Raw genomic sequence first — 13,651 nt, forward strand, 5'->3', positions numbered from 1 at the left:
GAGCACGTCGGCGAGCGGCAGGTCGGCGCCGGCGGCGCGCAGCGCGGCGGGGATGTCGCTCTTGGCGTGGAAGGCCCGGTTGAGCAGCAGCGGGACGGCGACGGCGGCGCCGAGCCGGCCGGCGACCTGGGGGATGCGCGGTGCGCAGTGGTCCAGGTAGGCGGTGGCGACGGTGAGTCCGGACCGCAGCGCGCGGACGCGGTGGACGAGCGCGTCCACGGTGGCGGCGTGCCGCGGGTCGCGGCTGCCGTGGGCGATCAGCAGCAGGGCGGGACCGCCCGCCCCGCTGTGGCGGGCGGGGACGGGCGGGGTACCGGTGTGCATGGTCGGCGTCCTCAGCGGGTGGTGACCAGCAGGCCGCGGTTGCGCAGCACCCGGCGCTCCAGCGGCGAGAAGACCAGCAGGTCGATCGCCACGCCGACGACGAGGATCAGGACGATGCCGAGCAGCACGCCCGACATGTCGTTGAACTCGCGCTGGTTCTCCAGGTAGCGGCCGAGGCCGAGGCCCAGGTCGGGGGAGGAGGCGATGAGTTCGGCGGCCATCAGCGAGCGCCAGGAGAACGCCCAGCCCTGCTTGAGGCCGGCCAGGTAGCCGGGCAGGGCGGCGGGCAGCAGCACGTGGCGGGCGCCGGCCAGGCCGGTGGCGCCCAGGGTGCGGCCGGCCCGCAGGTAGATCGGCGGCACCTGGTCGACGCCGGAGACCAGGCCGTTGGCGATCGACGGGACGGCGCCGAGCAGGATGACCGCGTACATCGCCGAGTTGTTGATGCCGAGCCAGATGACGGCGGCGGGCACCCAGGCGACCGAGGGCAGCGACTGCAGGCCGGAGAGCACCGGGCCGAGCGCGGCGCGGACGGGCTTGACCCGGGCGACCAGCAGGCCGATCGGGGTGCCGATGACGACGGCGGCGACGAAGCCGGAGATGCCGCGCCACACGCTGGTCCAGATGATCGAGAACAGCGTGCCCTCGTACCAGAGGTCGGTGAGCGAGGACCAGACGTCGGCCGGGCTGGGCAGCTTGTCCGGGGTGGTCAGCTCCAGGCTGAACGCGAGCTGCCAGACGCCGATGACGAGCAGCACGCCGAGCACGGGCGGCAGGACCTTCTGGCGGAGCACCTCGCCGAGCGGGGTGCGCTGGATCTGGACGGAGTCCAGGGCGTCCAGGCCGGCCTCGACGCTCGCGGTGTCCGTGCCCGGGTCCTTGACCAGGGTGGTGGTGTCAGTGCTGGACATGGCGGCGGATCTCCCCACGCAGCTCTTCGGTGATCTCGACGGACAGGTCCGCGACGCCGGAGTCCTCGATGCGGCGCGGCTGGGGCAGGTCGATTCGCCACTCCTTGGCGACCCGGCCGGGCCGGGAGGACAGCAGGACGACGCGCTGCGCGAGCCGGACGGCCTCGCGCACGTTGTGCGTGACGAACAGGACGGACAGCTTGCGCTCCGCCCAGATGCGGGTGATCTCGTCGTGCAGGACGTCACGGGTGATGGCGTCGAGCGCGGCGAACGGCTCGTCCATCAGCAGCACGTTGGCGCCCTGGGCGAGCGAGCGGGCCATCGCCACGCGCTGGCGCATGCCGCCGGACAGCTCGTGGACGCGCTTCTTGTACGCGCCGCCGAGCCGCACCAGCTCCAGCAGCCGCTCGGCCTCGGCCCGGCGCTCGGCCTTGGGCACGCCGGCCAGGCGCAGCGCCAGTTCGATGTTGCGGCCGGCGGTCAGCCACGGGAAGAGCGCGTGGTCCTGGAACATCAGGGCCGGGCGGCCGCCGGGCACCTCGATGTCTCCGGCGGTGGGCCTGTCGAGGCCGGCCACCAGGTTGAGCAGGGTGGACTTGCCGCAGCCGGAGGCGCCGAGGAGGGTGACGAACTCTCCGGGGGCGACGTCCAGGCTGATGTCGTCCAGGACGGGGGTGGCCGCACCGGGACGGCCGAAGGACTTGTGCACGTGCGAGAGGCGGACGGCGGGCCGGTCGGCCGCGGCGTCGGCAGCGCTGGTGGTGGCGGGCTCCGTGGTGGTCAGTGCCGGGGTCATCCGGGGACCTCCTCCGTGAGTGGACGGGCAGCTGGCTGGTGGCTCTCGGGGCCGGGGTCCGGCCCCGCCCCGCCCGGTGACTGGGCATCGACTGGGCGGGGGCGGGGCGGACCGCGGGGTTATCGGGTGCGGCTCACTTGGCGCCGAGTCCGGCGTCCGCCACGGCGGTCCCGCCCTGGGCCTGCAGCACCTTGTTGAGCGGGGCCAGGTCGTAGATGCCGGCCAGGTTCGGCTTCTTCAGCAGACCCGCGGTGACCGCGTGGTCGGCCTCGGCCTGCAGGGTGTTCGCCAGCGGGTCGTCCAGGAACTCGATGTCCTTCCACGCCGGGTCGAGGACCGCGGCGTCCAGCGCGTTGCCGGCCGCCTCCTTGATCGCGGCGTTGGCGGAGGCCTTGGCCTGGTCCGGGTTGGCCTTGATCCAGGCGTTGGTCTTCACCGAGCCGCGCAGCACGGCCTCGACCACGTCCGGGTGCTCCTTGAGGAACTTCTGCGAGACGATGATGTTGGTGATGACGAACTTGCCGTCCGGCCAGACCTGCTTCTCGTTCAGCAGCTCCTTGGCGCCGAGGCTGATCAGCTTGGACGCGGTCGGCTCGGGCACCCAGGCGCCGTCGATCGAGCCGGACTTGTAGGCGTCCGGGGTGACCTTGTTGTCGGTGCGCACCACGCTGACGTCGCCGGCGCCGGACGCGGCGTCGACCTTGTAGCCCTTGGTGGCCAGGTAGTTGAGGAGCGCCACGTCCTGGGTGTTGCCGAGCTGCGGGGTGGCGATCTTCTTGCCCTTGAGGTCGTCCAGGGTCTTGATCTTGTCGGGGTTGACCACCAGGCGGACGCCGCCGGAGGCCGAACCGCTGATGATCCGCAGCGACTTGCCGTCGGACTTGGTGTAGCCGTTGATCGCGGGGGAGGGGCCGATCCAGCCGATGTCGATCGAGCCGGCGTTGAGCGCCTCGATCTCGGTCGGGCCGGCGTTGAAGATCTGGGTCTTGATCTTCGTGGCGCCGAGCTCCTTCTGGATCAGGCCCTCCTTGAGGCCGACCAGCGCGGTGCCGTGGGTCAGGTTGGCGAAGTAGCCGATCTTCACGGTGTCCGCGGAGAGCTTCGCGCCGGAGGCGGCGGGGGCGGGCGCCGCCGCGCTCTTGTCCTCGCTCTTGGAGCCGTAGCTGCACGCGGAGAGCAGGCCCGCGGCGGTGAGCGCGGCGACGGCGACCGCGGCCGGCCGTCTGAACCGGCCGCTGCCGAACCGGGTGGAGGTATGCGTGGTGGCGGAGTCGTGTGCCATGGGAGTCGTCCCGTTCACGGTGGGCGCCGTGGGAAGCGCCGATGGAAGAAGTCGGTCGGTGTGGTGCTGACGGCATGTCGCATGCCGGGCATGCCGGGCCGGTGCCCGCTGTGGGAAGGAACCGGCCCGGTGACAGGGGGTCGGAGCCCCTGTCAGCCCCCACATCGCGTCAGGCCGCCCTGGCCGCTGCCGAGGACGCCGCTGCCGATGCGGCCGCCTTCCTTGTCCATGCCCGAGAACGCCTCGCTGGGCATCAGACCCAGTCCTCCTCGATCGGTTCGGTGGTGGCGCGTACGGTGTCGAAGGCCTCGCCCGCCATGCCGGCGGTGAGGGTGGTGCCGTCGGCCGGGTCGATCAGCAGGAACGAGCCCGTCCGGCGGTTGTCGGTGTAGCTGTCGAGCGCCAGCGGCTCGGCGGTGCGCAGCACCACGTGGCCGATGTCGTTGACCTCCAGGCCGTCGGCACCGGAGCGCTGCTCGAGCGTGTCGATGTCGATCCGGTAGGAGATCTCCTTGACCAGCGCGCGCACGGTGCGGGTGGTGTGCTTGAGCAGCACCTTCGCGCCGGGGCGCAGGGCCCGCTCGTTCAGGTGGCAGACCGTCGCCTCGATGTCCTTGGTGGGCACCGGGGCGGGGCCGGCCGCGATCAGGTCGCCGCGGGAGACGTCGATGTCCTCGGCGAGGCGGACGGTGACCGACTGGGGGGCCCAGGCGATGTCCGTCTCCCGGCCGAGCGCGTCGATGCCCGCGACGGTGGTGGTGTGCCCGGACGGCAGGACGGTCACCGGGTCGCCGACCCGCAGCACGCCGGAGGCGAGCTGGCCGGCGTAGCCGCGGTAGTCCGGGTGGGCCTCGGTCTGCGGCCGGATCACGTACTGGACGGGGAAGCGGGCCGGCTCGTTGCTGGGGTCGCTGCCGACCGGGACGGTCTCCAGGTGCTCCAGCAGGGTCGGGCCGCCGTACCAGTCCATGTGCGCCGAGGGCTCGACGACGTTGTCGCCGGCCAGCGCCGAGATCGGCACCGCGACGACGTCCTTGACGCCCAGCGAGGCCGCGTAGGAGGTGAACTCCTCGGCGATCGCGGCGAAGACGGGCTCGGCGTAGTCGACCAGGTCCATCTTGTTGACCGCGAGGACGACGTGCGGCACCCGCAGCAGCGCGGCGACGGCGGCATGCCGGCGGGTCTGCTCGACGACGCCGTTGCGGGCGTCGACCAGGACGACGGCGAGCTCGGCGGTGGAGGCGCCGGTCACCATGTTCCGGGTGTACTGCACGTGGCCGGGCGTGTCGGCGAGGATGAACCGGCGCCGGGCGGTGGCGAAGTAGCGGTACGCGACGTCGATGGTGATGCCCTGCTCGCGCTCGGCCCGCAGGCCGTCGGTGAGCAGCGCCAGGTCGGGCGCCTCCTGGCCGCGGCCCAGGGAGACGCGCTCGACGGCCTCCAACTGGTCGGCGAGGACCGACTTGGAGTCGTGCAGCAGACGGCCGACCAGGGTCGACTTGCCGTCGTCCACGGAGCCGGCGGTGGCGAACCGCAGCAGCGAGGTGGCGGTGGTCTCCGCAGTGGTGGTCATCTTAGAAGTACCCCTCGCGCTTGCGGTCTTCCATTGCGGCCTCGGACAGCTTGTCGTCGGCACGGGTGGCGCCGCGCTCGGTGAGGCGGCTGGCGGCGATCTCGGCGATCACGTCGGCGATCGTGACGGCGTCGGAGTCGACGGCGCCGGTGCAGGACATGTCGCCGACGGTGCGGTAGCGGATCAGCCGGGTCTCGACCGGCTCGCTCTCCTTCGGGCCGCCCCACTCGCCGGCGGTCAGCCACATGCCGTCGCGCTTGAACACGTCGCGGTGGTGGGCGTAGTAGATGTCGGGGAGCTCGATGCCCTCGCGCTCGATGTACTGCCAGACGTCCAGCTCGGTCCAGTTGGAGAGCGGGAAGACGCGCACGTGCTCGCCGACCGCGTGCCGGCCGTTGTACAGCGACCACAGCTCGGGGCGCTGGCGGCGCGGGTCCCAGGCGCCGAACTCGTCGCGGAGCGAGAAGACGCGCTCCTTGGCGCGGGCCTTCTCCTCGTCGCGGCGGCCGCCGCCGAAGACGGCGTCGAACTTGTTGCTCTCGATGGCGTCCAGCAGCGGCACGGTCTGCAGCGGGTTGCGGGTGCCGTCCGGACGCTCGCGCAGCCGGCCGTCGTCGATGAAGTCCTGCACGCTGGCGACGTGCAGCCGCAGGTTGTGCTGCGCCACGGTGCGGTCGCGGTACTCGATGACCTCCGGGAAGTTGTGCCCGGTGTCGACGTGCAGCAGCGAGAAGGGGATCGCGGCCGGCCAGAACGCCTTCAGCGCCAGGTGCAGCATGACGATGGAGTCCTTGCCGCCGGAGAAGAGGATCACCGGCCGCTCGAACTCGCCCGCCACCTCGCGGAAGATGTGCACCGACTCCGCCTCCAGGGCGTCGAGGTGCGACAGCGCGTACGGGTTCTCCTGGGTGTCCAGGAGGCTGTGCGTGGCGGTCGTCATGCGAGGCCCCTTGTCGTCAGGAAGGTGTGCAGCTCGGCGGCGGATTCGGCGACCGCGCGGCCCTGGGTCTGCAGGCGCAGTTCCGGGTCCTGCGGTGCCTCGTACGGGTCGTCGACGCCGGTGAGACCGGAGATCTCGCCGGCGGCCTGCTTGGCGTACAGGCCCTTGACGTCGCGCTCGGCGCAGAGCTCCACCGGGGTGGCGACGTGGATCTCCAGGAAGTCGGTGCCGTTGGCGGCGTGCCGCTCGCGGACGGCGGTGCGGGAGTCCGCGTACGGGGCGATCACCGGGGCGAGCACCTTGACCCCGTTGGAGGCCAGCTTCTCGGCGACGAAGCCGATCCGCGTCACATTGGTGTGCCGGTCCTCCTTGGTGAAGCCGAGGCCCTTGGAGAGGAACTCGCGGATCTCGTCACCGTCCAGGACCTCGACCTTGTGGCCCTCGGCGCGCAGGCGCTCGGCCAGGGCGAAGGCCAGGGTGGTCTTGCCCGCGCTGGGCAGCCCGGTCAGCCACACGGTGGCGCCGCGCTCGCAGGGGACGGCCGCGCGGGCCGCCTCTGCGGCTTCCCCGGCGGCCAGGGTGTCGGCTGTCGTCACGGTGGTGTCTCCTGAGGTCTCGTCGGTCTGGTGGCTGGTCAGAGGTGGATGCCGCACTCGGTCTTGCCCGAGCCGGCCCAGCGGCCGGCCCTGCCCTCCTCGCCCTCGCCGGGCTTGGCGGTGCAGGACAGCGGCGAGCAGCCGATGGAGGTGTAGCCCTCCCACAGCAGCGGGTTGAGCAGCACGCCGTTGGCCTGGACGTACGCGTCGACGTCGTCCTGCGTCCAGCGGGCGATCGGGGCGAGCTTCACCTTGCGGCGCTTGGGGTCCCAGGCCACCACCGGGGTGTTGGCGCGGGTCGGCGACTCGTCGCGGCGCAGCCCCGTCGCCCAGGCGTCGTACGCGCCGAGGCCGCGGTTCAGCGGCTCGACCTTCCGCAGCGAGCAGCACAGGTCCGGGTCGCGGTCGTGCAGGTTCGGCCCGTACTGGGCGTCCTGCTCGGCGACGGTGAGCTTCGGGGTGAGCGTGATGACGTTGACCGGCATGGTCGCGGCCACCGCGTCCCGGGTGCCGATGGTCTCGGCGAAGTGGTAGCCGGTGTCCAGGAAAACCACGTCGACGCCGGGCAGCACGGTGGAGGCGAGGTGGGCGACGACCGCGTCCTCCATCGAGGAGGTGACGCAGAACCGCTTGCCGAAGGTGTCGGCGGCCCACCGCAGGATCTCCTGCGCGGTCGCGTCCTCCAGGTCGCGGGCGGCCGCGGTGGCCAGCGCCTCGTAGTCGGTCGTGGTGCTCATTCGCCACCCCCTTCGGTGTGCCCGGTGCCTGTCGTACTCGTCGTCGTGCCGTCGGGCCGCAGCAGGCCCAGGAACTTCAGCTGGAAGGCCCGCCGGCAGGAGGCGCACTCCCAGCAGCCGTGCCCGGCCTCCGAGGGCCGCAGGTCCTCGTCGCCGCAGTACGGGCAGTGGAACGGAGCCGCTCTCTCACTCACGAGAGCTGGTCCTCGGTGGCGCGGGCCGTCCACTGGGCGAAGCGCTCGCCCTCGTGGCGCTCGGCCCGGTAGCGGGTCAGCACGCGCTCGACGTAGTCGGCCAGGCCGTCCTTGGTCACCTTCAGGCCGCGGACCTTGCGGCCGAAGCCGGCCTCCAGTCCGAGCGCGCCGCCGAGGTGAACCTGGTAGCCCTCGACCTGCTCGCCGTTGTCGTCGGTCACCAGCTGGCCCTTGAGACCGATGTCCGCCACCTGGATGCGGGCGCAGGCGTTGGGGCAGCCGTTGATGTTGATGGTGAGCGGCTCGTCGAAGTCCGGCAGGCGCTGCTCGAGCTCGTCGATCAGGGTGCGGCCGCGCTCCTTGGTCTCGACGATGGCGAGCTTGCAGTACTCGATGCCGGTGCAGGCCATCGTGCCGCGGCGGAAGGTGGACGGCCTGACCTGCAGGTCGAGCGCCTCCAGACCGGCGACCAGCGACTCGACCTTGTCCTCGGCGACGTCGAGGACGATCATCTTCTGCTCGGCGGTGGTGCGCAGCCGGTCGGAGCCGTGCTGCTCGGCCAGGTCCGCGATCTGCCCGAGGATCTTGCCGTTGACCCGGCCGACGCGCGGGGCGAAGCCGACGTAGTAGCGGCCGTCCTTCTGCCGGTGCACGCCGACGTGGTCGCGCCAGCGGGCGACCGGTTCGGCCGGTGCGGGGCCGTCGACCAGCTTGGTCTTCAGGTACTCGTCCTCCAGCACCTGGCGGAACTTCTCCGCGCCCCAGTCGGCGACCAGGAACTTCAGCCGGGCGCGGTTGCGCAGCCGGCGGTAGCCGTAGTCGCGGAAAATGCCGATCACACCGCCGTAGACGTCCGGGACCTGCTCCAGCGGCACCCAGGCGCCGAGGCGGACGCCCAGCTTGGGGTTGGTGGACAGGCCGCCGCCGACCCACAGGTCGAAGCCGGGGCCGTGCTCGGGGTGGACGACGCCGACGAAGGCGATGTCGTTGATCTCGTGCGCCACGTCCAGCAGCGGCGAGCCGGAGACCGCCGACTTGAACTTGCGCGGCAGGTTGGAGAAGTCCTTGTTGCCGATGAAGCGGCGCTGGATCTCGGCGATGGCGGGCGAGCCGTCGATGATCTCGTCCTCGGCGATGCCGGCCACCGGCGAGCCGAGGATGACGCGCGGGGTGTCGCCGCAGGCCTCGGTGGTGGACAGGCCGACGGCCTCCAGCTTCTGCCAGATCGACGGGACGTCCTCGATCCGGATCCAGTGGTACTGGACGTTCTGCCGGTCGGTCAGGTCGGCGGTGCCGCGGCCGTACAGCTCGGAGACCTCGGCGATCGCGCGCAGCTGGGCGACCGTCAGCTGTCCGCCGTCGACGCGCACGCGGAGCATGAAGAACTCGGCGTCCAGCTCGTGGGGTTCGAGGACGGCCGTCTTGCCGCCGTCGATGCCCTCCTTGCGCTGGGTGTAGAGGCCCCACCAGCGCATCCGGCCGCGCAGATCGGCGGGGTCGATGGAGTCGAAGCCGCGGTGGGCGTAGATCGTCTCAATGCGTGTCCGCACATTGAGACCGTCGTCGTCCTTCTTGAACTGCTCGTTGGCGTTCAGGGGCGTGAAGTGGCCCATGCCCCACTGACCCTCGCCGCGGTGGCGGGTCACCTTGCGGGCGGCGGCGGGGCGGCGCACGGGGGCGCCGGCGACCGTGGGCTCGACCGGTTCGGGGGTAGGGGCCATGGTGTCTCGTCCTTAGGCAGCTGGCTCTGATGAGGGATTCGGCATCCCCGGGCACGCAACTGCTCTGACCTGCGCTGTTGCAGCAGGCGTCAGGGTGCAGTGACGCTGGCCGGAGGGCGCCCGCGCATCCGCGTCGGCGGGGATTCGCGAGGTGCCGGCGCCGGTGCCGTGGTGGCGGCGGGGGTAGGGCTCAGGTCACCGGACAGATGGCGCTGGACACGCGGAGGAGATCGACGTGCAGTCGACCTACTAGGGTGGCTCCGGCGCTTGGCATGGCAAGAGATTCGCACGGCGAACGACCCTCGGTCCACTAACGTCCGCATTTTGGACGCGGTTGTTTCGCATCGTGGGATGAGTGGTGAATACCCCGTCGTCACAGCGGTGCGGATCGTACCGGGGTGCCGCTTCCTGCGCCCCTGACGGGCCGTCCGCGGGCCTCCCGGAGCCCCCTACGCGCGCGTGCGCGGAGGAGTGGACACCGCCCAGTACGGTAGGGGCGTGCAAGCAGCAGGCAGTAATCCGCGGGAGACCCCCGGCCAGGCCCACGACCGGCCCCCGCGCCGCAGAGGCCGCCGCCGCCGCGCCCGCCGCAACGGCTGGCGCCAGACCCTGTGGGCCCTGCTCAAGGACACCACCGACACCTGCGTCGAGTACCGCGTCACCGGCCTCGCCGCCGAGGCCGCCTTCTTCACCCTGCTGTCGATCCCGCCGCTGCTGCTCTGCCTTGCCGGCACGCTCGGCTACCTCGACGACATCCTCGGCGCCGGCACCATCGACAAGCTGAAGAACGACGTCGTCTCGGCATCCGAAACGGTGCTCTCACCGGATTCGGTCGACCAGATCGTCCAACCCCTGCTGACCAGCGTCTTCGACAACGGCCGACCCGACCTCATCTCGATCGGCTTCCTGCTCTCGCTCTGGTCCGGCTCGCGGGCGCTCTACATCTTCATCGACACCATCACCGTCATGTACGGCCTCGACGGCAAGCGCGGCATCGTCAAGACCCGCCTGATGTCGCTCGGCCTCTACCTCGGCGCCCTCGTCATCGGCTCGCTCGTCCTGCCGCTGCTCGTCGCCGGCCCCGGCCTGGTGATCGGCGCCCTGCCCAACTCGGCGGGGCTGGTCAACGCGCTCTACTGGCCCGCCGCGATCCTGCTCCTGGTGATCTTCCTCACCACGCTCTACCACGTCGCCGTCCCCGCCAACACGCCCTGGCGCGAGGACATCCCCGGCGCCCTGGTCGCCCTGCTCGTGCTCGTGGTCTGCAGCGTGCTGCTCCGCGTCTACCTGGTCAGCTCGGTCGAGGGCCCGACCGTCTACGGCTCGCTCGCCGCGCCCGTCGCCGTGCTGCTGTGGATCTTCGTGGTGGCGCTCGCCGTTCTCATCGGCGCAGCGATGAACGCCGCCATCGACCGCCGCTGGCCGAGCGTCGAGACCGCCGACGCCCGCGCCGAGAACGAGCGCGTCAGCGAGGCCGCCGCCGCCACCGTCGTCCGCGAGGCCGCCGCCCGCCGCGCCCTCCAGCGCGCCCAGCTCGTCCGCGAGCTCGGACTCGCCGACGGCGGCGAGGAGGACGAGGAGGAGGACGACGACGACGGCGTCCCCTCCGAGTACCCCGAGCGCTGGGCCGAGGTCCTCCCGCCGAACAGCCTGCTGCGCCGCATCCTCGGCGGCGGCGCCCGCCGCAGGCAGGCGCCGCCCCCGCCCGACACCGATCGCCCCACCGTGCCGCCGCGGTCCTCCCCGCACCACCACCCGCACCCGCCCCAGTCCGTCCACCAGCCCGACCAGCTGTACCCGCCGCCCCCACCCCCGATGCCCCCCGTCCCACCGCTGCAGTCGCCCCGCACGCCCTGGGACAGCCGGTAGTGCTTCGGCGTCCGGCGTTCGCGCACGGCTGCCTGCCCGGGTCTGGCCGCGTTCATCGGTCCGGCCACCTGCCCGTGCCGGACCGCAGGTGTGGGGCCGCATGTGGCGGGCCGCACGTGTCGGGCCCTCCGGCGGGGAGGGCGCGCCGGTGTCTCGGGTGAGCCCCTGCGTCCGGTCGGCCGCACATTGGTCGAGGACATGTCGACAAGGTGGGGGAACTGTGAAGATCGTGCATCCGTTCGAAGGAGCCTGGCTTGGCGTGCGAACGGGCGGGTAGCCGCGCGAGCAGGATGCGGAACCGGTCCGTCCGTCCTTGAACAGAGGGAGTTGACCCATGCCGCTGATCAACTACGTCGTGCTGGGTGCGCTGGTTGCGGAGCTGGACGCGCTCGCCGATGTGGGCGCGCCGGACACAGTCGTCCGGCGCCGCCGGGAGGACGCCCTCTACACCGTCTGCGTGTACACCGGCGTCCGCGACCCCCTGCAGGCCCTCGCCCGGGCCCGCCGGCTGCTCGCCCGGCACAGCGCGTCGCACACCGCCGTCACGCCGGCGGTGCGGGTCGAACCCGCCGCGGTGGCGCCCGAGCCCGTGGTCGCCGCATAGCGGCGCAGGGCCGGCAGTGAGACCCGGCCCCCGCCCAGGAGCCCCGCGCCGGAGGGAGCCCTGGACGGGGGCCGACCAGGTTCCCCCGCGGCGTTCGAGGGCCGTGCCGGCCACGTGGCCTCCGCCTCCCCGCCGGGTCGTCCCGGCCCTGGGCCGTGCCATTGTCGCCAGTACTGGCCGTGCGGGCCGTGCTGCGTCCGTTTCCCGGCCGTGTGGGCCGGTTCTCCGTGGGCGGTGTCCTGGCCGTGGCGGCCGGCCGGTCATCGGTTCCTGGTCGCGTCGTCCTGGTTCGGGGGCTGCGTCGTCGTCGGCCGTAGTGGCCGTGCGGGCCGTGCTGCGTCCGTTTCCCGGCCGTGCCGTCCCGTTCTCCCTGGCTGCCGTCCCGGCCGTAGCAGCCGTCCCGGCCGTGCCGTCCATGCTCCCGCCGCGGCCATCCTCCCGCTTGCCATGTGAACGCAAACAATTACACTCCCTTCCGCACTCGTGAGACAGTTGCAGCCGCATCTGGCTCTGCGCCGACAAGGGGGCTGTGAGTGGGAAGTGAGACTGCCGGGACGGATCCCCGACAGCCCGTGATGGCCGACGTCGCCAAGCTCGCCGGTGTGTCGCACCAGACCGTGTCCCGCGTCCTGAACGGCGCCCCGCACGTGCGGCCCGGCACCCGCGACAAGGTGCTCGCCGCCATCAGGGAGCTGGACTACCGTCCCAACTCCGCCGCCCGGGCGCTGGTCACCCGCCGCTCCCAGACGCTCGGTGTGGTGAGCTTCGCCAGCACGCTCTACGGCCCGGCCTCGATGCTCGACGGCATCGAACAGGCCGCCCGCAGCGCAGGCTACTTCGTCAGCGTGGCCAGTCTCCGCTCGCTGGACGCCCGTTCCGTCCAGGAGGCGGTGGACCGCCTCCGCGACCAGGGCGTCGAGGGCGTCGCCGTCATCGCCCCGCAGATCTCCGCGGTCGGTGCGGTGGCCCGCCTCTCCAGCTCCGTCCCGGTCGTCGCGGTCGGTTCCGGCAGCCGCTCGCGCGTGCCGATGGTCGCGGTCGACAACCTCACCGGCGCGACCGCCGCCACCCGCCACCTGCTCGACCTCGGCCACGGCACGGTGCACCACGTCGCCGGTCCGGCCGGCTGGCTAGAGACCCAGGACCGCCTGGACGGCTGGCGCCGGACGCTGGAGGAGGCCGGCGCCCCGGTGCCGCAGGTCTACAGCGGTGACTGGAGTGCCCGGTCCGGGTACGAGGCGGGCCTGCGGATCGCGGCCGACCCGGAGGTCACCGCCGTCTTCTGCGCCAACGACCACATGGCCTTGGGCCTGCTCCGGGCACTCCACGAGGCGGGCCGCCCGGTGCCCGGAGAAATCAGCGTCATCGGCTTCGACGACATCCCGGAGTCCGCCTACTTCACTCCGCCGCTCACCACCGTCCGCCAGGACTTCGGTGAACTGGGCCGCCGCGCCCTCGAATTGCTCGTCGAGGAAGTGGCCGGCGTGGGGCACGCCCGCAGCCACGTCCTGGTCGCCCCGGAGATGGTCCTGCGCCGCTCCACCGGCCCGGCCCGCGGGCTCGCCTGACCGCACGGCCGGACGGGCCGCGGGGCTCGGGCGGGCCGCCCCGGGACCTCGTGCGCCCCGGGCGGCCTCGACCTGCCGGCCGTACCGGCGGGCCGGGGTCGTGGGCGATCAGCGGCAGTACGTCCTGGTGCCCGAGCTTCAGGTGACCCGGAAGCGGTCGATCTTCCGCCCGTCGACGGTGGTACCGACCTGGCGGGTGTTCACGCCCGCGCCGTACCCGCCGACGATGTCGTCGGCGCTGTCCACCGTGGTGCGGTAGGCGTAGCACCCGCCGGCGGCCGTCGCGGTCGCGGTGTTCGAGCCGCTCTTGTCGGCCGGGTTGCCGCCCATGAACTCCCAGCCGTACCAGCGCTCGATCTTGACGTAGTCGTAGCCGCCCACGGTGCCGCTGCAGTCGCGGCTGAGGTCGCCCCGGCCGGTGAGCGTGTTGCCGGCCCGGTCGGTGGCGTACACCGCCTTCGTGCAGGCGGCGGCCGTGGCGGGCGCGGGGCAGGCCGGCGCCGGCGCTCCGGTGAGGGCCGCGGCCGCTGCGGCGC

Annotated in this window: 14 protein-coding genes and 1 pseudogene; 3 read left to right on the top strand and 12 right to left on the bottom strand. The window is 72.4% G+C overall.

Annotated features, from left to right (window positions below; genetic code table 11):
- The 11 genes from KSNIM_RS28325 to KSNIM_RS39170 all read right to left on the bottom strand — a co-directional run.
- Nucleotides 1-324: CbiX/SirB N-terminal domain-containing protein (locus KSNIM_RS28325; RefSeq protein ID WP_263105950.1), on the bottom strand; the 324-nt coding region annotated here is incomplete at its 3' end.
- A gap of 11 nt (nt 325-335) precedes the next feature.
- Nucleotides 336-1,235: an ABC transporter permease gene (locus KSNIM_RS28330; protein WP_263105951.1), complete on the bottom strand. Its 900-nt coding sequence runs from the start codon at nt 1,233-1,235 to the stop codon at nt 336-338.
- Entirely contained in the window at nt 1,222-2,031 is an 810-nt protein-coding gene (locus tag KSNIM_RS28335) for an ABC transporter ATP-binding protein (protein ID WP_263105952.1), read from the bottom strand. Before KSNIM_RS28335 ends, KSNIM_RS28330 begins: the two co-directional genes overlap by 14 nt.
- Before the next feature lie 133 nt (nt 2,032-2,164).
- Complete coding sequence (locus KSNIM_RS28340) at nt 2,165-3,313, bottom strand: aliphatic sulfonate ABC transporter substrate-binding protein (protein WP_263105953.1); 1,149 nt, start codon at nt 3,311-3,313, stop codon at nt 2,165-2,167.
- A 253-nt stretch (nt 3,314-3,566) separates the two neighbouring features.
- Nucleotides 3,567-4,886, bottom strand: a complete 1,320-nt coding sequence (locus tag KSNIM_RS28345) for a sulfate adenylyltransferase subunit 1 (RefSeq protein WP_263105954.1) — start codon at nt 4,884-4,886, stop codon at nt 3,567-3,569.
- Nucleotide 4,887: 1 nt separating this feature from the next.
- Nucleotides 4,888-5,826, bottom strand: coding sequence for a sulfate adenylyltransferase subunit CysD (gene cysD, locus KSNIM_RS28350; protein WP_263105955.1), 939 nt, complete (start codon nt 5,824-5,826; stop codon nt 4,888-4,890).
- Nucleotides 5,823-6,404, bottom strand: coding sequence for an adenylyl-sulfate kinase (gene cysC / locus KSNIM_RS28355; RefSeq protein ID WP_263108141.1), 582 nt, complete (start codon nt 6,402-6,404; stop codon nt 5,823-5,825). The genes cysD and cysC overlap by 4 nt, the downstream gene beginning before the upstream one ends.
- Nucleotides 6,405-6,460: 56 nt before the next feature.
- Nucleotides 6,461-7,159, bottom strand: a complete 699-nt coding sequence (locus KSNIM_RS28360) for a phosphoadenylyl-sulfate reductase (RefSeq protein WP_263105956.1) — start codon at nt 7,157-7,159, stop codon at nt 6,461-6,463.
- Complete coding sequence (locus KSNIM_RS28365) at nt 7,156-7,353, bottom strand: hypothetical protein (RefSeq protein ID WP_263105957.1); 198 nt, start codon at nt 7,351-7,353, stop codon at nt 7,156-7,158. Before KSNIM_RS28365 ends, KSNIM_RS28360 begins: the two co-directional genes overlap by 4 nt.
- Nucleotides 7,350-9,074, bottom strand: coding sequence for a nitrite/sulfite reductase (locus tag KSNIM_RS28370; RefSeq protein ID WP_317634064.1), 1,725 nt, complete (start codon nt 9,072-9,074; stop codon nt 7,350-7,352). Before KSNIM_RS28370 ends, KSNIM_RS28365 begins: the two co-directional genes overlap by 4 nt.
- A gap of 190 nt (nt 9,075-9,264) precedes the next feature.
- The gene (locus KSNIM_RS39170) at nt 9,265-9,348 is read right to left on the bottom strand and encodes a putative leader peptide (protein ID WP_317634116.1); all 84 of its coding nucleotides are present in this window, start codon (nt 9,346-9,348) and stop codon (nt 9,265-9,267) included.
- Nucleotides 9,349-9,572: 224 nt separating this feature from the next.
- Between KSNIM_RS39170 and KSNIM_RS28375 the strand changes: the two genes are divergently transcribed.
- The 3 genes from KSNIM_RS28375 (at nt 9,573) to KSNIM_RS28385 (ending at nt 13,115) form a co-directional block, all read left to right on the top strand.
- Nucleotides 9,573-10,943, top strand: coding sequence for a YihY/virulence factor BrkB family protein (locus KSNIM_RS28375; protein WP_263105958.1), 1,371 nt, complete (start codon nt 9,573-9,575; stop codon nt 10,941-10,943).
- Nucleotides 10,944-11,277: 334 nt separating this feature from the next.
- On the top strand, nt 11,278-11,547 hold the full coding sequence (locus KSNIM_RS28380) for a DUF5133 domain-containing protein (protein WP_263105959.1): 270 nt from the start codon (nt 11,278-11,280) through the stop codon (nt 11,545-11,547).
- 533 nt (nt 11,548-12,080) lie between these two features.
- A complete protein-coding gene (locus KSNIM_RS28385; RefSeq protein ID WP_263105960.1) occupies nt 12,081-13,115 on the top strand; it encodes a LacI family DNA-binding transcriptional regulator in 1,035 nt (344 codons plus the stop codon).
- 138 nt (nt 13,116-13,253) lie between these two features.
- On the opposite strand, the pseudogene KSNIM_RS28390 reads toward KSNIM_RS28385, so the two are convergent.
- Nucleotides 13,254-13,651: pseudogene (locus KSNIM_RS28390) on the bottom strand (hypothetical protein); the annotation flags it as partial.

Origin of the sequence: Kitasatospora sp. DSM 101779 (assembly GCF_025655475.1) — a bacterium.
Lineage (GTDB): Bacteria > Actinomycetota > Actinomycetes > Streptomycetales > Streptomycetaceae > Kitasatospora.

Coding starts and splice junctions, on each gene's coding strand:
- KSNIM_RS28345 (WP_263105954.1), bottom strand. CDS start 4,886: ATGACCACCACTGCGGAGACCACCGCCACCTCGCTGCTGCGGTTCGCC.
- KSNIM_RS28370 (WP_317634064.1), bottom strand. CDS start 9,074: ATGGCCCCTACCCCCGAACCGGTCGAGCCCACGGTCGCCGGCGCCCCC.
- KSNIM_RS28340 (WP_263105953.1), bottom strand. CDS start 3,313: ATGGCACACGACTCCGCCACCACGCATACCTCCACCCGGTTCGGCAGC.
- KSNIM_RS28335 (WP_263105952.1), bottom strand. CDS start 2,031: ATGACCCCGGCACTGACCACCACGGAGCCCGCCACCACCAGCGCTGCC.
- KSNIM_RS28380 (WP_263105959.1), top strand. CDS start 11,278: ATGCCGCTGATCAACTACGTCGTGCTGGGTGCGCTGGTTGCGGAGCTG.
- cysD (WP_263105955.1), bottom strand. CDS start 5,826: ATGACGACCGCCACGCACAGCCTCCTGGACACCCAGGAGAACCCGTAC.
- KSNIM_RS28360 (WP_263105956.1), bottom strand. CDS start 7,159: ATGAGCACCACGACCGACTACGAGGCGCTGGCCACCGCGGCCGCCCGC.
- KSNIM_RS28330 (WP_263105951.1), bottom strand. CDS start 1,235: ATGTCCAGCACTGACACCACCACCCTGGTCAAGGACCCGGGCACGGAC.
- KSNIM_RS39170 (WP_317634116.1), bottom strand. CDS start 9,348: ATGCCAAGCGCCGGAGCCACCCTAGTAGGTCGACTGCACGTCGATCTC.